Annotated in this window: 17 protein-coding genes; 5 read left to right on the top strand and 12 right to left on the bottom strand. The window is 62.2% G+C overall.

Annotation, left to right across the window (positions count from 1 at the left end):
* Nucleotides 1-92: 92 nt before the first annotated feature.
* From C3Y91_RS09450 to C3Y91_RS09435, 4 genes are all read right to left on the bottom strand, one after another.
* The gene (locus tag C3Y91_RS09450) at nucleotides 93-398 is read right to left on the bottom strand and encodes a hypothetical protein (protein ID WP_131614434.1); all 306 of its coding nucleotides are present in this window, start codon (nucleotides 396-398) and stop codon (nucleotides 93-95) included.
* On the bottom strand, nucleotides 382-1,869 hold the full coding sequence (locus C3Y91_RS09445) for a type II and III secretion system protein family protein (protein WP_164582354.1): 1,488 nt from the start codon (nucleotides 1,867-1,869) through the stop codon (nucleotides 382-384). Before C3Y91_RS09445 ends, C3Y91_RS09450 begins: the two co-directional genes overlap by 17 nt.
* Nucleotides 1,870-1,885: 16 nt before the next feature.
* Nucleotides 1,886-2,842 (bottom strand): Flp pilus assembly protein CpaB, encoded by a 957-nt coding sequence (cpaB, locus tag C3Y91_RS09440; RefSeq protein WP_168307134.1) that lies wholly within the window; start codon nucleotides 2,840-2,842, stop codon nucleotides 1,886-1,888.
* A 98-nt stretch (nucleotides 2,843-2,940) separates the two neighbouring features.
* Nucleotides 2,941-3,138, bottom strand: a complete 198-nt coding sequence (locus tag C3Y91_RS09435; RefSeq protein WP_130726024.1) for a Flp family type IVb pilin — start codon at nucleotides 3,136-3,138, stop codon at nucleotides 2,941-2,943.
* 256 nt (nucleotides 3,139-3,394) lie between these two features.
* Here C3Y91_RS09435 and C3Y91_RS09430 point away from each other — a divergent pair, with 256 nt between their 5' ends.
* Complete coding sequence (locus C3Y91_RS09430; RefSeq protein WP_130726023.1) at nucleotides 3,395-3,931, top strand: A24 family peptidase; 537 nt, start codon at nucleotides 3,395-3,397, stop codon at nucleotides 3,929-3,931.
* A 243-nt stretch (nucleotides 3,932-4,174) separates the two neighbouring features.
* On the opposite strand, the gene C3Y91_RS09425 is transcribed toward C3Y91_RS09430, so the two are convergent.
* Entirely contained in the window at nucleotides 4,175-4,315 is a 141-nt protein-coding gene (locus C3Y91_RS09425; protein ID WP_018480331.1) for a hypothetical protein, read from the bottom strand.
* Nucleotides 4,316-4,374: 59 nt separating this feature from the next.
* Between C3Y91_RS09425 and C3Y91_RS09420 the strand changes: the two genes are divergently transcribed.
* The 4 genes from C3Y91_RS09420 (at nucleotide 4,375) to C3Y91_RS09405 (ending at nucleotide 11,471) form a co-directional block, all read left to right on the top strand.
* Complete coding sequence (locus C3Y91_RS09420) at nucleotides 4,375-6,021, top strand: acetolactate synthase large subunit (protein ID WP_130764027.1); 1,647 nt, start codon at nucleotides 4,375-4,377, stop codon at nucleotides 6,019-6,021.
* A gap of 1 nt (nucleotide 6,022) precedes the next feature.
* Nucleotides 6,023-7,414, top strand: coding sequence for an aldehyde dehydrogenase family protein (locus C3Y91_RS09415; RefSeq protein WP_168307136.1), 1,392 nt, complete (start codon nucleotides 6,023-6,025; stop codon nucleotides 7,412-7,414).
* A 308-nt stretch (nucleotides 7,415-7,722) separates the two neighbouring features.
* The gene (locus C3Y91_RS09410) at nucleotides 7,723-8,847 is read left to right on the top strand and encodes a metallophosphoesterase family protein (RefSeq protein ID WP_130665661.1); all 1,125 of its coding nucleotides are present in this window, start codon (nucleotides 7,723-7,725) and stop codon (nucleotides 8,845-8,847) included.
* On the top strand, nucleotides 8,844-11,471 hold the full coding sequence (locus C3Y91_RS09405; RefSeq protein WP_130665660.1) for an AAA family ATPase: 2,628 nt from the start codon (nucleotides 8,844-8,846) through the stop codon (nucleotides 11,469-11,471). The genes C3Y91_RS09410 and C3Y91_RS09405 overlap by 4 nt, the downstream gene beginning before the upstream one ends.
* Before the next feature lie 12 nt (nucleotides 11,472-11,483).
* On the opposite strand, the gene C3Y91_RS09400 is transcribed toward C3Y91_RS09405, so the two are convergent.
* The 7 genes from C3Y91_RS09400 to C3Y91_RS09370 all read right to left on the bottom strand — a co-directional run bounded on the left by C3Y91_RS09400 (nucleotide 11,484) and on the right by C3Y91_RS09370 (nucleotide 18,421).
* On the bottom strand, nucleotides 11,484-12,752 hold the full coding sequence (locus tag C3Y91_RS09400) for an MGH1-like glycoside hydrolase domain-containing protein (RefSeq protein WP_168575271.1): 1,269 nt from the start codon (nucleotides 12,750-12,752) through the stop codon (nucleotides 11,484-11,486).
* A 21-nt stretch (nucleotides 12,753-12,773) separates the two neighbouring features.
* Entirely contained in the window at nucleotides 12,774-13,832 is a 1,059-nt protein-coding gene (locus C3Y91_RS09395; RefSeq protein ID WP_130665658.1) for an ABC transporter ATP-binding protein, read from the bottom strand.
* Nucleotides 13,833-13,845: 13 nt separating this feature from the next.
* Entirely contained in the window at nucleotides 13,846-14,703 is an 858-nt protein-coding gene (locus C3Y91_RS09390) for a carbohydrate ABC transporter permease (protein ID WP_018071360.1), read from the bottom strand.
* Nucleotides 14,700-15,551 carry a carbohydrate ABC transporter permease gene (locus C3Y91_RS09385; RefSeq protein ID WP_033183136.1) on the bottom strand — a complete coding sequence of 284 codons (852 nt, stop codon included), beginning with the start codon at nucleotides 15,549-15,551 and terminating at the stop codon, nucleotides 14,700-14,702. The genes C3Y91_RS09390 and C3Y91_RS09385 overlap by 4 nt, the downstream gene beginning before the upstream one ends.
* 72 nt (nucleotides 15,552-15,623) lie before the next feature.
* Nucleotides 15,624-16,898 (bottom strand): ABC transporter substrate-binding protein, encoded by a 1,275-nt coding sequence (locus C3Y91_RS09380; protein ID WP_168575270.1) that lies wholly within the window; start codon nucleotides 16,896-16,898, stop codon nucleotides 15,624-15,626.
* A 42-nt stretch (nucleotides 16,899-16,940) separates the two neighbouring features.
* Nucleotides 16,941-17,951 (bottom strand): LacI family DNA-binding transcriptional regulator, encoded by a 1,011-nt coding sequence (locus C3Y91_RS09375; RefSeq protein WP_018493574.1) that lies wholly within the window; start codon nucleotides 17,949-17,951, stop codon nucleotides 16,941-16,943.
* Between the two features lie 146 nt (nucleotides 17,952-18,097).
* Entirely contained in the window at nucleotides 18,098-18,421 is a 324-nt protein-coding gene (locus tag C3Y91_RS09370) for an antibiotic biosynthesis monooxygenase family protein (protein ID WP_130665656.1), read from the bottom strand.
* Nucleotides 18,422-18,529 lie beyond the last annotated feature (108 nt).

Below are 18,529 nucleotides of genomic sequence, written 5' to 3'. Positions count from 1 at the left end.
GGCATACCCCCATCACCGCGCTATCGCCGTGACGACCCTCTATCGTGCATTTTCCCTTCCGGCGCGCTACCGCCGTTCATGCCTTTCGCCAGCTATTGGCTAACGGTAGCCACACTGGACGCCCCATTAGCCCCCATGGCCGGCGACGGCGGAACAACGCCCATCCCGCCGTTCTGGTACTGAGTGACCACCCTGCGGACCACCTTGCCGTCGCTTGCGATCCAGGTTCGCTGGGCTTCCGGCGGGAACGGGTCCTCGATATGGATGGCCTTGTTTGCTTCCACGGCATTCCCGAGCCCGAAGGTGATCGAGTCGCGATGGTTCATGTAGTCGGCGCAGCCGGAAGCAAGGCCGGCGGCTGCGAGGAGGAAAAGGACGCGCTTAGCGTTTTGTAACAACAACTTGGGCTCCCTGGTTCAGGTCGAGACGATGGCCATAGGGCCCAGTCACGCCTTCGCCGTTGCGAAAGCGCCGGAGCATATCCTTGTCGACTTCCAGGACACCGAGCGCGAAAAGCTCGACGTCGTTGGACGAACGCGTCTGATCGAGCGGACTGTAGAGGTCCTCACCCGGGCGGGCCGGTCGCACAATGTGCGGGGTGACGACGATAACCAGGTCGGATTCCTTCTTCTGGAAACTCGTCGAACGGAACAGTGCGCCGAGGATCGGTATCTTCCCGAGGCCCGGCAGTTGCTGGATGTCTTTGGCATTGATCGACTGCAACAGGCCCGCCATGGCAAAGCTCTGTCCGTCACGAAGCGCTACCGTCGTGCTGGCAGCGCGTGAGATGAAACCGGGATTGCCGTTGACGCTGATCGATGGATCAAGCTCGGAAACCTCTGGCTCGATCTCCAAATTGATGACGCCGTCGTCCAGCACCACCGGCTTGAAGGTCAGCCGCACACCAAAGGGGCGATAGTCCGTCTCGGTGGCCACTGTCGTGCCGTTGTTCGTCGTCTTCAGGATCGGCACTTCACCGCCGGCATGGAAGCTGGCGGTCGAGCCGCTCATTGCGATGAGGTTCGGCTGAGCCAGACGACGCACCAATCCCTTCTGCTCGAGCGCGTTGATGACCACGTCGATGCGGCCGCCCGAAATTTCCAGAACCTTGGCGATCAGCTGGCCGAAGGGCAGCATACCGGTTGCAGCACCCTTGGGATCAAGGAGGGTGCGGGCCAGGCTGCCGTCATCATTCACGCCGATACCCTGGCTGGTCGTTGCCTTGCCGATGCCGTTGTTGCCGTGCCCGGACCAACCGATCCCGAGGTCACGACCCGTCGTGCGTGAGGCTTCAATGATACGGACCTCCAGCATCACCTGCTGGCTGTCGCTGACGCGCAACTGGTTCAGCACCGGTTGGTCGGAATAGGACTGGGCGACTTCCATCACCCGCTGCAATTCAACGCCGTCACGGACCAAGCCTGTCAGGCGAATGCGATCGTTGGAGTTGACCACGGTAACCCGGGCCGAGGGCGCGGCAGAGCGAATGGCGGCGGCGACTTCGGTGAAATCGCTGGCAACACGGATGTCGATGACACCGAGAAGCGACTTGTCGTCGCCATAGACCGAGATATTGGTGGCACCGATCTTCTTGCCGCGAATGAACAGCGATCGGTCGGAAAGCGGCACCACGTCGATCATATCGGCGCTGCCGATGACGAGATCACCGAAGGGCTGGCCGGTATTGAGCGTCAGCGTCGCGTTCGGAGGCAACGTCACACGCTGGACCGATTTGCCGAGCGTGACGAACTTTTCCTGTGCACTGGCGCAGCCGGCAAATCCAGGCCCCAAAATCACACAGGCTGAAAACACTGCCGCCAGTGCCGCAAGGCTTTTCGTCCTTGCGATTCTTCTCTTGCCATTCGCCATGCCTGCTTTAGCCCCCTCATTCGGCTAGCCGCACCAGCGGCACGCCGGCTAAATATCTCTGGCCCAGGCCGACTCTGTGCTCCTCGCGCTTCGTCGTGTTCCAGACCCCCACCGTCACCCACTTCGGCTCGACCGGCAACACCGGCTCGACCTTTGGCTCCACAATCTGCACTTGTTTTTCAGGTTCTGGCAACTCATTCTTTTCCAGATCCTTGCCGAGCTCGGTCGCCATCGCCCCGCCGCCAAGGTCGGCGACGGTGATCTGCCGGGTCTGTTCGACAGAGGAAGAGGCAATATTGCGAAGCGCCAGCGAGAGCGTGCCGATACTGGAGCCGAGGGTAAGGCGCTGCGCCTCATCGGTCGTGACTTCGAAGGTCACGGTTTTCACGACGGATGGCTCGTCCTTGCGCTCGTCTGCCGTCTGGTCCACCGCCAGCACCTTGACGCCTTGCAGCAGCACGTCAACGAAGGTCTGATCATTGCCTGTCGGTCCGCGCACGACCCGCGTCAGAAGCACGTCGACGCGATCGGAAGGCCTGACGAAGCCGGCAACGCCGAGCACGTCGTTGACGCGGATGGAAACCGCCTTCATGCCCTGGTCGAGCGCCGCCGACAGCGTGGCGCGTTCGCCGGTACCAGTGATTTTCGAGGATAGCACCGGCTCGCCGGGGTCGATCGCCGCCATGGCATAGCGCGGCTGGGCATCGTTGCCGACGACAGCCCCGATGCTGACGAACGAGCCTGCGGGTGTTTCATTGGAGGGCCACGGAATGGCCCTGAGATTTTCGGATCGGATCCGGTCGCCGAAGCGCATTGGCTTGGCGGCGACAACGAGTGTTCTTTCCTCGGCCTTTATGCCGTTCATCGCCAACAGCTGGGCCTTCTGATCGGAGAGATACTCGCGCATGCCGAAAACTGCTGCCGCTGCGAGCACAAACGCAATAACGAGACTTAAAATCGTTGAAGAACGCATTGCAGTTACTCGCTACACTGGACGGAACGCATCCATTCATTGCTGCTAAATTAGAAGAGAGGGGTTAACAAAACCCCTCGCTTCTTCGAACGCCAATATCAGGCTGCTGGGGCGGTCAGGTTGGCTGTAAACCAGCCTGCCCAGCCGTTCCAAACGAGAGCCAGATTGGTGCCGGCCAATGTCACCGCTGTGATCACACCGCCGACCAGCAAGGCAAGCAGAATGAGGTATTCAGTGAGTGCGACGCCATCTTCTTCCCGCGCGAAAGCGCGTACGCTATTTACAAAGGCTTTCATCGAGAATTTCCTCCCAGTAAGTGGTGCGCCGTATTTTCCCCCGGCCGCCCTGTCGTCGAGACCGCCTCTTCGACTGGGAACATTAGTAATCTCTTAACTCTAATTTAGTCAATTGATTTATACGCACACATTCGGCATCTATACTTTATGGTTAAGACCAAAGTCCGTGATCCATGCGTAAAACCGACTCATTCATCGGTATTTATTGAAACTGAACTTGAAAATCAGGCTATTATAACCCAAAAGGTTGAATGCTATGCTGAAAATGATCAATGTTATTAGTTCGCTTTCAGTATTACTTTTTCTCTACGCCGCCTGGACCGATTTCCGCACATGGAAGATTCCCAACACGATTGTGCTTGCGCTCGTGACACTTTATGCACTGCGCGCGGTGGCCGTGATGCTTGGCTCCGAGGATGTCGGCGCTGCGCTGTTTGCTTCGAGTGGAATTGGCGGCGACGTCGGGGCCGGTCTGCTGATGTTCATACTCGGGGTGATGCTCTGGGCGTTCCGGCTGTTTGGCGCAGGAGACGCCAAGCTTTTCCTGCCGATCGGCCTTTTTGTCGGATGGCACGGAATGCTGCCGTTTTCGTTTTTGCTCCTGGTCCTCGGCATCGTGACGCTCCTGGTCCTGCGGCTGCCGGTGCCGCTGCGCGTCGCACATCTCGCCTTTTTCATGCGCGTCGAGGAAATCCGGGCGAGCCGGAAGGTACCTTATGGCGTCGTCATGGTTTTCGCCGCGCTCCTCACCTTGGCTTTGCCCATTATCCGACAGCAGCTGCAGCTACGGTGACCCGGCGTCGACAGAACTTCCTCGCAAGAGCCCCTTCGCATTCACGATTGTTTTCAGCAAAATCTGTTTTTCACGGCCAATCAACTCGTACAGAAGACAGGCCTATCGCGCCCACATTCAATGCGGCGCGAACGGACTTGGAGCGTTTCGGTACTATCGAGAAAGCGACGGGTCGCGAGAGTGGTCGCGTTTCAGCTATAGGCCGTGCTCGCATGCCGGCCTGAACTGCAACATCTGGCATCATCAGTCAAAGCTGTTTGCCAGCAGAGCTGCGGAGAGCTTTTTTATTCCCACGGCAAATCCTATCTGCAAATTCTCGGTCACCAGGATTGAGGGGCAACCGCCGATGCCGTCGAACGCATGGACGAGCGCGAAAAAGAACATATCTTCGAGGGGTCCTTCCTTTCTTGAAGCCTCAAACCAAACAGCACAGGCACAAATCCATGACCAAAGGCTCCGATCTTCTAGTGGCAGCGCTTGAGAACGAAGGTGTCGATCGCATCTTCGGCATTCCCGGCGAAGAGAACCTCGACGTTGTCGAATCCATCCGCAAGTCGTCGATTGAGCTCGTGCTCACCCGACACGAGCAGGCAGCCGCTTTCATGGCCGCGACCTATGGCCGCCTGACAGGAAAGCCCGGTGTCTGCCTGACGACGCTCGGGCCCGGCGCCCTGAACCTCTCGACGGGTGCCGCATACGCCCTGCTCGGCGCGATGCCGATGGTGATGATTACCGGTCAGAAAGGGATACTCTCGTCCCGCCAGGCGCGGTTCCAGGTGGTCGACGTCGTTGCGTCGATGAAGCCGCTGACCAAGCTCGCAAGGCAGATCGTGTCGCCGCAGATGATCCCGACGACGGTCAGGGAGGCGTTCCGCATCGCCCAGGAGGAAAGACCGGGGCCGGTGCATCTCGAGCTTCCGGAAGATATCGCGGCCGAAGAGTGCCAGGAGGTGGCGCTGATTGCGCCGCATCAGCTCGAACTGCCGACGGCAAGCGATGCGGCCCTCGATCGCGCTGCCGCCCTCATTGCCGCAGCCAAACGTCCGCTTCTGATGTTCGGGGCCGCCGCCTCCCGTCCCCGCTCGACCTCCGACATCGCCCAATTCGTGATCCGCACACGCATCCCGTTCTTCACGACCCAGATGGGGAAGGGAACGGTGCCGGGTGGAACCGAACTTTACATGGGCACCGCCGCGCTGTCGGAGCGGGATTATGTCCACGAGGCCATCGAACAGGCCGACCTCATCATCACGATCGGCCATGACACCATCGAGAAGCCGCCGTTCATCATGGGCAAGGGCGGCCCGAAGGTCGTCCATATCGGATATCAGCCGGCGACCGTCGAGCAGGTCTATTTCCCGCAATCCGAGGTCATCGGCGACATCGGCCCCTCGCTGAAGGCGCTGGCCGACCGCCTCGAGGGCAAGCTGCCGAACGCGCAGGCGCTTCTCCATCTCCGGGAGCGCATTCTCGAGCGCATCGCCGCGCGGGCAACAGAGGATCGCTTCACCCCACAGCGGCTGGTCCACGACATAAGAGAGGTGATGCCGCATGACGGCATCCTGGCGCTCGACAACGGCATGTACAAGATCTGGTTTGCCCGCAACTACCGGACGCGGATGGCGAACACGCTGCTGCTCGACAACGCTCTTGCAACGATGGGAGCCGGACTGCCGTCGGCGATGGTTGCCTCGATGCTATACCCCGAGCGGCGAGTCATGGCGATCTGTGGTGACGGTGGCTTCATGATGAATTCCCAGGAACTCGAGACCGCCGTCCGGCTCAAACTCAACCTCGTTGTCCTCGTGATCGAGGACAATGCCTACGGCATGATCCGCTGGAAGCAGGCGGTGGACGAGTTCCCGGATTTCGGGATGACCTTCGGCAACCCCGACTTCGTGAAATATGCCGAATCCTACGGCGCCAAGGGAACCAGGGTCGACGATATCGGCCAGTTCAAACAGGTTCTCGAAGAGGCGTTCGCCGGAGGCGGCGTCCATCTGGTGAACGTTCCTGTCGACTATTCGGAGAACGAACGCGTGCTGGTGAAGGAGCTTCGTGAACGGCTCCCCCAGATATTGGAGGTCTGAGATGCCGCTTGCCATGAAGGTCTACCAGTCGTTCGACCGCGAACCGATTGAAGAGCTGCCGGCCGATGACGCGGTCGCACTCGAACGCAAGCTTCAGATCGCCGCCAACGCCTTCGCCGATCGCGACGGCTGGCTGCCCGCGCATCAGCGGATGGCAATCCTCAGAAAGGCGTCGGCGCTTTTGCAGGAGAGCCGCGATCGTTTTGCGATGATGATCGCCCGTGAAGGCGGCAAGCCGCTGACGGATGCGATCATCGAGGTGACGCGCGGGATCGACGGCCTCCTCAATGCCGCGGACGAGCTGCGCAATTTCGGCGGCAAGGAAATCCCCATGGGGCTGACTGCAGCCAGCGCGAACCGATGGGCCTTCACCACCAAGGAGCCGATCGGCGTCGTGGCGGCGATATCGGCCTTCAACCATCCGCTCAATCTCATCATCCACCAGATCGCGCCGGCGATCGCCGTGGGTTGCCCGGTGATCATCAAGCCGGCAGCGACGACCCCGATTTCCTGCATCGAGATCGTCAAGCTGTTCTGGGAGGCCGGTCTCGACGAACGCTGGTGCCAGACCCTCATCACCGAGGACAATGCGCTTGCCGAAGCCTTCGCAACCGATCGTCGCGTCGCGTTTTTGAGCTTCATCGGTTCCGCCAAGGTCGGCTGGTACCTCAAGAGCAAGCTGCCGCCGGGCACCCGATGCGCGCTTGAGCATGGTGGAGCGGCACCCGTCATCGTCGACCGCAGCGCCAATGTCGATGCGATCGTCGGCCCCATCGTCAAAGGCGGCTATTATCACGCCGGGCAGGTCTGCGTGTCGGCCCAGCGTCTCTTCGTGCACGAAGATATTCTGGCTTCCTTCACCGAGGCGCTCGCTGCCAGGGTGGCAGCCCTTCATGTCGGTGATCCCAAGCTTGCGCAAACCGAGGTAGGTCCGCTCATCCTGCCACGCGAGGCAGACCGCGTCACGACCTGGATCAAGGAGGCGACGGACGCCGGAGCCAGACAGATCGGAGGCGGGCGGATGTCCGAGACAACGCTTCTGCCATCTGTCTTGCTGAACCCGCCTACTGATGCGAAAGTGTCGGTGCTCGAGGTTTTCGGACCGCTGACCTGCGTCTACGGCTACCGCGACCTCGACGAAGCGATCCGCATTGCCAACTCGCTGCCTTATGCCTTCCAGGCGAGCGTCTTTTCCGCCGACATAGCGGTTGCTCTCAGAGCGGCAAAACATCTGGATGCATCGGCCGTTCTCGTCAACGACCACACCGCGTTCCGCACCGATTGGATGCCTTTCGCCGGACGCAGGCAGTCAGGATACGGGGTCGGCGGCATTCCCTGGACGATGGAAGAGATGGCCGACGACAAGATGGTGGTGTTCAACCAGGTGACTTAGGGCCAGTGATGATGGGATCAACTGTTCGATTTCCATCGGCAAGGTAAAACCCTTGGATAATAGACGATGCCTTCGCCGACGTGGTCGGTCACCGCGTCGGCATAATTCCTGTACGGCGACGGGATGGGTGTCGTGCACCGCTCAAAATTAGACAAACATTGGATAACCGCTTGCTCGGCCAGGATGGACTTGCCTCGCCCATAGCCGGGAGGCATGGTCTGCCTCGGAACAACGAATCACAGAACTGCGGACGAGAGGTCTTTGGCCATGTTCGAAAGCTCGCAGCGCATCGCAAACGTGGCTGATTAATGTTTTCCTTCCTGCACAGTTCGGACCTGCATATTGGCAAGCGATTTGGCAATCTTCCGGAGGATTTGAGAGGGCGCCTGCGCGAGGCGCGGCATGGCGTCATCGCCAGGCTTGCCGGTGCAGCACGAGAGCATGGCGCTGGTGTCATCCTGCTCGCGGGCGACACCTTCGATACCGAGACGCCGACGCCTGCCGTGCTTCGTCAGGCGCTTGGCGAGATGGCCCGGAATTCACCGCTGCGCTGGGTCCTGCTTCCGGGCAATCACGACTCGCTGCTGGCGGATCAGCTCTGGAGTGCTGCGCGCGGCGTGGTGCCCGACAATGTCATCCTGGCGACGGAAGCGGTGCCTCTTCCGCTTGGACCTGATGTCATCCTGCTGCCGGCGCCTTGCACGACCAGGAGGCCGGGTCGCGACCTGACCGAATGGATGACGGGCGCCGCCACGCCGGACGGCGCTATCCGCATCGGCCTCGCCCATGGCCCCATCCAGGAATTTTCCGAGGATGCCACGGCCACCAACGTGATTGCGCCGAACCGCGCGGCGCTGGCCGGCCTCGACTACATGGCGCTCGGCGATTGGCACGGATTGGTGGCGGTGGACGCCAGAACATATTATAGCGGCGCGCCCGAGCCGGACCGTTTCAAGCATGACCGGCCGGGGCAGGCGATGGTCGTTTCCATTGCCGGACAGGGGGCGATGCCGACGACGACGGCGGTGACGACCGCCAGCTTTTCCTGGCAGACATTGCACCTTCCTCTGCTGGCATCGGAAGACGGTGTTGAAGTGCTGAAGGCCGCGCTGCCGGAACCGTTCGCGCGGCGACAAACCCTGTTGCGCGTCGCACTGTCCGGCCGTGCCCGGTTGAACGGGCGCACAGCAATGATCAGCCTGCTGGAGCAGGTCGCGCCGGAATTTGCGCATCTGGAGATCGATGCCGACCTTCTGGGGACCGACTGCGAGAGCGATGATCTCGAGACCATCGACCGAGCCGGTGCACTGCGCGATGCTGCGGACTTGCTGCTTGCCGAAAGCCTCGACGAGGCCCGTTCCGGCGACGACAGGAACGTGGCGCGCCAAGCGTTGATCCGCCTGTTCTCCTATTGCGAGGCGATCGATCGATGAAACTCACCGCCCTTCGCCTCCACAATGTCAAACGCTTCGCCGGCCGCGGAATATCAGTTGAGGGAATCACCGACGGCGTCAATGTGCTGAGCGCCGCCAACGAACATGGCAAATCAACCTGTTTCGAGGCGCTGCATGCCCTGTTCTTCCAGCCGCACAGCGGCAACCCAAAGAGCGTGCAGATGCTGCGCCCCTATAGCGGCGGCAATCCAATCGTCGAGGCCGATATCACGATCGAAGCCGGCCGCTACCGCCTGACCAAGCAGTTCCATAGCGGACGGCGCGCCAGCGTCACCGATCTCGGCAGCGGCCGGATCGTCGCCCAGGCCGACGAAGCCGAGGCTTTCATCGGCGATCTCATTTCCGGCGGTACCTCCGGCCCGGCAGGCCTGCTCTGGGTGCGCCAGGGCGTCACCGGCATCGAAAATCGCAGCAAGAGCGAGGAAGAGAACGACAAGCGAGTGCGCGAAAGCCTGCTGTCTTCGGTGCAGGGAGAGGTGGAGGCGCTGACGGGCGGACGGCGCATGTCGGCGGTGCTCGAAGCCTGCGAGGAAGAACTCAATCGCCTGGTTACAGCAACGCTCCGACCGAAGGCAGGAGGACGCTTTGCCGCCGCGCTCGAGGAGCGTGACCGGCTGCAGGAGGAGGAGGCGCGGCTGGCCAAGGAGGTGGAGATGCTGCACGGCGCACTCGACCGCCGCCGCTCAGTGCAGGCGAGACTCGGCGAACTGGAAAACCCTGATGAGGAGGCGGGCCGGAAGACCGCGATTGCCAATGCCCAGTCGGTGCTCGAAGCCGCTAAACTGCATGACAGGGAACTCAAAGCGCTCGATGCCGAGGCCGCCTTGGCCGCTAGCCGCCGCGATGTGGCGCAGCAGGCATTCGACCGCTTCCACACGGCATTGAACCGCAGCGGCGAACTCGCGCGGCGTTTCGCCTTGGCAGAAAAGGAGCTTTCAAGTGCAGCCGAGCGACGCACGGCATCGCTTGTTGAAAGCGAGGCTGCAACGGCGGAGGTGCAGGCGGCCGAAGAGGAGGAGCGGTTGAACCGTGAACTGCTTGCGCGGCTGGAGGCAGCGCTACGTTCACGCCACGCCGCAGAGCGCCTGGCCGAGGTTCGCCTGCGTCTCGAACAGGCGGAAGCCGCGCGGCAGCAGATCGAGGATGGGGAGGCCGCACATGCATTGCTCGCCATTCCAGCCGATGCCATCGAACGGCTTGAAGTGCTGGACATCAAGATCGTCGGCTTGCGCGCAGCCGCCGAAGTCGGCCTTCCCTCACTCAGGATCGATTACCTGAAGGATGCCTCCGGATCAGTGAGCATGGACCGCCAGGCTTTGATTGGGGGCGAGGATAGAAGCTTTGCCGGGATGGCGAGGCTCGACATAGCAGGCGTCGGCACCCTGACCATCCACTCCAGCCGGCAGGCCGATCACAATGGGGCGCTGGAGACCGCGGAAGCCACGCGCCAAACATTGCTTGCCAAGCTCGGTGTCGACAGTCTGCGGCAGGCACGACAGCGCGAAATTGCCGCGCGGGACAAGCAGGAGGAACTGGTGCGGGCGCGCCAGCGGCTCGCCGATCTCGCGCCGAATGGCATTGACGAGCTTCACCTCGACGCCGCACGCTTTGCCGAACTCAGCCAGGGTCCGGTCGAACTCGTCGCCAACCCGGAAGAGGTGCGTGCCGGTCTCGCGGATGCGACACGGCGCATCGAACTGGCGCGTAATCGGGCGCGCGAGGCGTCAGTGATGCGCACGGAAGCAGGCGATGCCACATTGCGCGCGCAGACCGAGCACGCCAGGCTTGGCCAGGAACGCGAGGCGATCGAAGCGGTCATCGGCCCCGAAGTCGGCCGAACTGAATTGCAGCAGGACCTTGTTCTCAAGCTTTCCAGCGCCAAAGAGCAGGTCGATGCTGTCGAACTGCGGGCCGAGCCTTTGCGCAGGGCGGGACGAGACCTCGCAGGTGCCGAGGCTGCCCTTGCCAGGGCGCGCTCGGTCGCCGACGCCGCAGGCCGCGAAATTGCCAGGCTTCGCGAGGAGCTTGCCGATCTCGGCGGTCAGATCCGCACCCGCTCGGACAGTGCGCTGGAAGAAAACTGGTCGGAAACGCGGGATTTTCTGGCAGCCGCGCGCGAGCAGGTGAAGCGTTTCGAAACGGAGGTCGGCGTGCTCGATCGCTTGCGCAAGGCGCTGACGGCGACGCGGGCGGCGGCGCGCGACCTTTATCTCAAGCCGGTCATGAACGAACTCGCCCCGCTGCTCGGCCTGCTGTTCGACGACATCTCGATCACCTTCGACGGCGACACGTTGCTGCCGCAGATCGTGCGCCGCAACGGCCTGGACGAGGATGTCGACCGGCTGAGCGGCGGCATGCGGGAGCAGCTCTCGGTGCTGACGCGCCTTGCATTCGCAAGGCTGCTTGCCCGCGACGGCCGGCCGGCGCCTGTCATCCTCGACGATGCGCTTGTTTATTCCGACGACGACCGGATCGAGCGAATGTTCGATGCGCTGCACCGCCAATCGCGCGACCAGCAGATCCTCGTCTTCTCTTGTCGCCAACGCGCCTTCGCCAAGCTGGGCGGCAATGTGCTCACCATGCAGCCATGGCAGCCGGATTAGAAGGTTCCGCACTCAGGCGGGGACTGCTCCTCGCTCAAGCCACAGATAGGCGGCAGCCGTCCAGGAAAAGCCGAGGCCGCCGCAGCCCTGGCCGGTGACCGGGTCGAAATATTCGGCAAAACCTTCCGTCTCGATCGCTGCGATGGTGGATTGCCGCAGCTCTTCGGCGACATCCGCGTAGCCATTGCGCTTGAGGCCGTCGATCAGCAGCCAATTGATGATCGCCCAGGCGGGGCCGCGCCAGTAACGCTTCGGCTCCCAGCTCGCAATGCCAGGCTTCGTCGTCGGAAAGGCGACCTTTAGATCCTTGGACCAGACCTTCATTTCCGAAACCAGCGCTTCGGCAACCTGCCTGTCGAGGTCCAGCGAGAGGAGGGGGATGAAGCCGGCTTGCGTTGCAGCCTCGACATCTTCGCCGGAGATCAGGTCTCGCGAGACAAAGCGGGCAAGGTCCGGCCGCCATTGGGCCATCATCGCCTTGCGGCTGCGGTCGTTGAGGGCGGCGATCTCGATCGCGTCCTCCGTCCGGCCGAGGAGGCGGGCGAGGTGTTCGAGGTCTTCGCCGGCCTTGAGCAGGATGGCGGTTGTCTGGATCTCGGCGACCTTGAAGGACGCCTTTTCCCATTGTCTCGCCGGATCCCAGCCGCAGGCGGCATAGGTATCGACCAGATGAATGAAGCGGCGGTAATCCTTGTCGCGCGGACGCATGTCGGCATCGACATGGCCGGTATCCTTGCGCACGACGGGGGTGTCGGTGGTGGTGGGCACGCGGGCGAGCGCGATGTCCCAGGCCGGAGAATTGTCGCTGCCGCTTTCCCACGGATGCAGAAGCGCGACGAGCCCGGTGCCTTCGGGATCACGGGCGGAATACCACCAGCGATGCCATTTCAGCGCCGCCTCGTAGAGGGGCAGGGTGCGCTCTTCGGCGCCTTTGCCGGCAGCTTCGTGCAGCTTGCGCAGTGCGATCGCGAAGACCGGCGGCTGGGTTATGCCGGATGTCGGGATCGTATGGTTTGTGCGCCAGACGTTCGGCCCCGGGAAATAGGTTTCGCTCGGCGCATGGAAGACGATATGCGGGATCATTCCATCAGCCCATTGGCCTTCGACCAGCCGTTCCAGCTCGCGATAGGCGCGATCGATATCGTAGAGCGCGAAGCCCATGGCGACGAAGGCGGAATCCCAGTTCCACTGGAAGGGATAGAGCCGGTCGGTCGGCACGGTATAGCCGCCGCGATCGTTGGCGGCGAGGATGCGCTTCGCCTGGTCGGTATGCGTGTTCATTTCGGATGCTCCGGTATATTTTTAGGCCAGGACGGACGGAAAGGACTTGCCGCTTTCGGGGGAAAGCCAGGTGATGCGCTTCTGGTCGAGCCTCAGGCCGATCGTGTCGCCGCTCCTTACTGTCTCCGAGGCCGGCAGGATGACGCGCACCGGTTGGTCGTGGATCGAGCCGGTCAGAAGCAGGTGCGAGCCCATCGGTTCGGCAACGCGCACCTTCATTTCGAGACCCTGCGGCAGCGGCGCGAGTTCGACGGCTTCGCCGCGCAGGCCAAGGATCACTTCATTGCCGGACCCCTGCGGCACGACAAGCTGCTCGGTGCCTGCCGCCACCTGGCTGTTTGCGACCGGCACCTTGATGAAGTTCATCGGCGGGTTGCCGATGAAGCCGCCGACGAAACGTGTTGCCGGGTGATTGTAGATCTCGACCGGATGGCCGACCTGCTCGACCACGCCGCCATGCATGACGGCGATGCGGTCGGAAAGGCCCATGGCTTCTGTCTGGTCGTGAGTGACATAGATCGTCGTCGTGCCTGCCGATTGCAGCACCGTCTTGAGTTCGGTGCGCATTTCCAGGCGGAGCAGCGCGTCGAGGTTCGAGAGCGGCTCGTCCATCAGCAGAACCTTCGGTTCGACGGCAAGGGCACGAGCGACCGCGACGCGCTGGCGCTGACCACCGGAAAGCTTGTTCGGGTAGCGGTCGAGATATGGCTCGATATGCAGGAGGCCGGCGGCCTTCTCGACCTGCGCCTTCACTCTGGCGTCGTCGACCTTCTGCATCCGCAGCCCGAAGGCGACGTTCTCATAGACCGTCATATGCGGAAAGACGGCGTAGTTCTGGAAGACCATCGCAAGGCCGCGATCCCGGGGTGCAAGGCCGATCACCGACTTGTCGCCGATGCGGATATCTCCCGATGTAGCCGTCTCGAGGCCGGCGATGATGCGCAGCAGCGTGGTCTTGCCGCAGCCGGATGGACCGAGCAGCGAGACGAATTCGCCGTCGTTGATCGTCAGCGAGACCTCTTTCAGCGCCTGGAAGGCTCCGAAGCTCTTGCGGATGCGGTCGATGACAATGTTGGCCATATCTCTGGTCCCGTTACTTGGAGGAAATGCCCCAGATCGCGAAGAGGTAGCGCCTGACCGCGAAGATGAAGACAACCGAGGGAAGGATGAGCATCAGCCCCCCGGCAAAACGGTAATGCATCGGGCTTTCCGAAAGCACGGTCAGCAGGTAGGCGGTCAGCGTGCGGTTGCGCACCGTCAGCACCGAGGCGGCAAAGACCTCGTTCCACGAGATGACGAAGGCAAAGACCGCGGTTGCGACGATGCCGGGAAGCGCCAAGGGTGCCACTACCTTGAAGAAGGCCTGGATGCGGGTGCAGCCGAATACCCAGGCGGCTTCCTCCAACTCCTTCGGCACGCCGAGGAAAATGCCCTGGGTGACGAGTGCCGCAAAAGGCAGCGCCAGCACCGTATGGATCAGGCCGACGCCGAGGATCGTATCGTAGAGGCCGAGCCGGATGAAGGAGACGGTCAGCGGCAATGCCAGGATTGCCAGCGGGAAAGCGCGGGTCAGCAGCACCAGAAGGCGGTAGCTGTCCTTGCCGCGGAAATCGTAGCGGGCGAGCGCATAACCGGCCGGCGCGCCGAGCAGGATCGAAAGCGCCACCGTGATGCCGGCTGCGCCCAGCGAATTGAGGAAGGACTGGACGACGCCTTCGGTCTTCAGGAAGAGAATGAAGGGTTCCAGCGATATGCCAGTGGGAAGACCGGTCTTCGGCCAGATGTAGACGCCCTGGCGGCCGCCGAGTGCACCGAGCGCCACCAGATAGATCGGCACCAGTACCCAGGCGCAAAGCGCGGCGATGCCGCTCCACAAAAGCCAGCGCCGCGAGGAGACGAAGCCGGCGGTGTTGGGGGTGTCCGCGGTCGTGCTGATGGTATCCGTGGTCATGGCAGGCGCTCCGGATCGACCTTCAAGGCTTTGAGATAGATAAGCGTGGCGGCAAGCGAGATGATCATGATCAACACCGCGTAGGCGGCGGCGACGCTGTAATTCTGGTTCTGGTTCTGCCAGTTGTAGGCCTCGCCGACGAGGACCGGGAAATTGCGCCCGCCGAGCGCATAGACCACCGCGAAGACTTCGAAGGCGAGCACGGTGCGCAGGATCAGCGCCGATTGCAGGGCGGGACGGATCAGCGGCAGCGTGATGCGCCAGAAGCGCGTCCACGGACCCGCGCCGAAGATTTCGGCGGCTTCCTTGAACTCCTTCGGCACCTGGTTAAGGCCGGCGACGATGATGACCATGACGATGGCCGTGCCGCGCCAGATTTCGGCAACCGCAATCGCGAGGAAGAGCGCGACCGGCGTCTGATAGGAGAGCCAGCTTGCCTGCCGGCCGATGATGCCGAGGCCAAAGAGCAGCGAATTCAGATAGCCGGTATTCTGCAGGATCGACAGCCAGACGAGACCGGCGGCGAGATCGGAAATGCCGAGCGGGATCGTCCAGATCCACAGGATCGTCTCGCGCCCGCGGCCGACCTTGGCGACCATCGTGCCCATGGCCAGCGCCAAGGCGATCTGCACCGGCACGACCGCGATCGTCAGCAGGAAGGTGTTCTTCACCGAGCGGGTGAAATTGATGTCGGTTACCATGCGCTCGGCATTGGCAAGCGATGGCGCGCCATTATCCGACACGGCCAGCCAGATCGTCTGCACCAGCGGCACGACGAACAGCAGCGCCAGGAAGGCGACGGATGGCAGGATCAGCAGATAGGGGATCCAGGGTCGGCTATTGGTCATCGGCTCCCGCCTCGACGAGCAGAGGGTTGAAAGAGCGCCCGGGCATTTCGTCCGGACGCTTCATGGGCCGATTTATTCGACCGGGCAGGGGCCATCGCTCTTGGCATCCGGCGCCCAGCAGGCAGCTTTCGTGTCGGTCATCAGCTTGGCCATCGTCGCGCCCTGGGCCTTCAGCACGTCTGCGACGGGCTCGTTCTGCAGCACGATGCGCTGAAAACTGTCCATGTAGACCTTGTTGAACTCGCCGCCCTTGTCGCCGAGGCCGACCGGGAGCAGCGAGATGACCGCGTCCTTGGAAGCCTGGGTGGCGGTGACGGCACCGGCGAGCAGGGCGACGCCGTCATCGAGATCCGGCGGCAGCTTGACGTTCAGCGTCGGGAAGAAGCCGACCTTGGAGGCAGTCAGGAGCTGCGTCTCCGGCATCGAAAGGTGCTCGATGACCTTTTCGGCGCCGGCCTTGTCGGGTGCACCCTTCGGAATGGCGAGACCGGCAACGACCGGCATATAGCCGCGGCCCTTCGGACCCGCAGGCGCCGGGAAGACGACATAATCGTCAGGTGCTGCGGAAATGGCATTCTTCAGGCGGGCGATATGGTCCCAGGCGACCATGACTTCGCCGGCAGCCAACGGCTCCTGCATGAAGTCATAGCTGGTCGAGTTCGGCGTGACATGGGCCCATAGCGCCTTCAGCTTCTCCCAGCCGGCGGCCGCATCGGCACTCTGGAAAGTACGCACGACGCCGCCGGTGAAGGAGGGATAGAAATAGCCCTGGAAATAACGCGCCATCAGGCCTTTCGGGCCGGCGGGAAAGCCGATCTGCGGCTGGCCTGTGGCCTCCTGCATATTCTTGCCCCACTCGATCAACTGATCGTAGTTCAGCGCGTTCACGTCGGCGCCGGCGGACAGGTATTGCAGCGCTTCCTTCTTGGCGGCCATCACATAGGTCGCCTGCATCCACGGGATGTACTGCTGGGTCGACTTGCCGAGCTTGCCGAGGTCGAGCAATGACTGCGGCATGCCGCTCGCTGCCAGCTTCTTGGCGAGATCGTCAAGCGGTTCCAGTGTGTCCTTGTCGGCAAGCGGCGAGAGCTCGCCATGCAGCGCGCCGACGAGGCTGACGGTGTGCTTGCCGGCCTGACGTTCGGCTTCCATGCGCACCGCAAACTGCGGTGGTTCCTCAACCACGTAGTCAACCGAGCCGACGTCCTTCAGGAGCTCCTCACGGACGACGGTCGCCTCCTCGATCGGACGAAGCTGGGTGGACACGAAAACCGTCTGGGCCAGCACCGGCGAGGCGAAGGCCAGCACCGTCGAAGCCAGAATTCCAAGTGGTAGGATATGTTTCATCTTCTCCTCCTTCATTGTTCTTTGTTTGAGATGCACGGCTGTCTATGCCGCCTTGGCGGGACGGCGATGGCTGTCGCGATCGACGAATTCGATCGCGTGAAGCTCCTGGAGTTCTTCGGCAGGTTCGCCTGCAATGGCGCGCAGCAGCAGCGAGGCGAAGCTCGCGCCGAGGTTTTCGCCGGTCATGCGCATGGTGGACAGCGGCGGGCTTGTGAACGCGCCCATCGCCAGGTCGTCATGGCCGACAATGCTGATCTGGTTGCCGCCATCGACCTCGCGCAGCGCCCGGAGCGCTCCGATCGCCATTTCGTCGGTGGCGCAGACGAGTGCGGTCGGACGCGAGGGTTGGCGCAGAAGTTCGAGTGCGGCGAGATAACCGCCCTGTTCCAACGGCGCGCCTTCGGCGCAGAGGTCGGTGGCAAGGCCGCATTCCTCCATCGCCGCCCGCCAGCCACGGCAGCGGTCATGTGCGAAGTAATATTCCTGCGGGCCGGCGATGTGGCCGATACGGCGGTGGCCGGCAGCATGGAAGCGCAGCGTCGCGGCCCGGAAGCCGGCAAAACCGTCGCCGTCGATATAGGGATGGGGCAGCAGGCTTTCCGTGCGGCCGTTGGTGACGAAGGGAATGCCGCGCGACTGCAGAAATTCGACGCGCTCGTCCTTCCGTTTGGTGCGGACGAGAAGCATGGCGTCGACGCGACGGCCATCGACGAAGCGGCGGCAGATGTCGAGTTCGCTCTCGCCACGCGGCACCGGCGCAATCACCAGATTGAGGCCGGCAGCGGCAAGATGTTCGGCACAGCCGGACAGCATATCGAGGAAATGCGGAGGACCGATATGGCCAGGATCGCTCGGCAGCGTGACGGCAACGAGCTCGGCGCGCTGCCTGCGGAGGCGACGGGCCGAAGCATTCGGCCGGTAGCCGACCTTGTCGGCGGCCTCACGAACCCGTTCGCGCGTGGCGGCCGACACATCGGCATAACCGTCGAGCGCACGCGACACCGTGGTGATCGACAGTCCGAGCGATTGCGCGAGTTGTTTGAGATTAGCCAAGATCTTCCTCCCGAAGTGAGAAAAAGATTCTCCAAAACGTTTTGGGAGTCAAGCCAAAACGTTTCGGATGTCGTGCCGACGTCGTGCCTATGATCTTCCAACACCAGCAGAGAGCTCGCAGAGACATGCGAAGAGGCGGGCTATTTTCAGCGCAGTCTAGGCGGGACCACTATCTTGTGGATCTGGATACGCTCGGGAAGTTCGCAAAGTAGTTCTGCGTCGCGCTCCAGATGATGAAGCTGCCGTGGATCGCCTTTCGTAAACGCGGTCATCGATTCCATATCCGCCCAGTACGAAATTGTCGTGAACCAGGTCTCATCCTCACGGTCTTCGCGCAACAGTTGAACGTCGAGTGCTGTCTTTAACAGTGGAGGAATTCCCTCTGCGCTGTTGTAGGCTTCATACTCATCAGCGAGTTCCGGCTTCGTGCGGCCACGCCAGATACGAGCTATGGTTGGAACTTTCGTCATGTTCTGCTCCCAGTGACATCTGAACTCAGCAAAGCCGACGCGAGGAAAATCCCGCGCGAGCGGCTGGGCACCTGGAAAATGTGTCGCCCCAACTCGATGAAAAGTGTT

This window comes from Rhizobium ruizarguesonis (assembly GCF_012349115.1).
In the GTDB taxonomy this organism is placed as follows: domain Bacteria; phylum Pseudomonadota; class Alphaproteobacteria; order Rhizobiales; family Rhizobiaceae; genus Rhizobium; species Rhizobium ruizarguesonis.
Note: the sequence above shows the minus strand (reverse complement) of the source record. Positions and strands in the feature narration are given on the sequence as shown.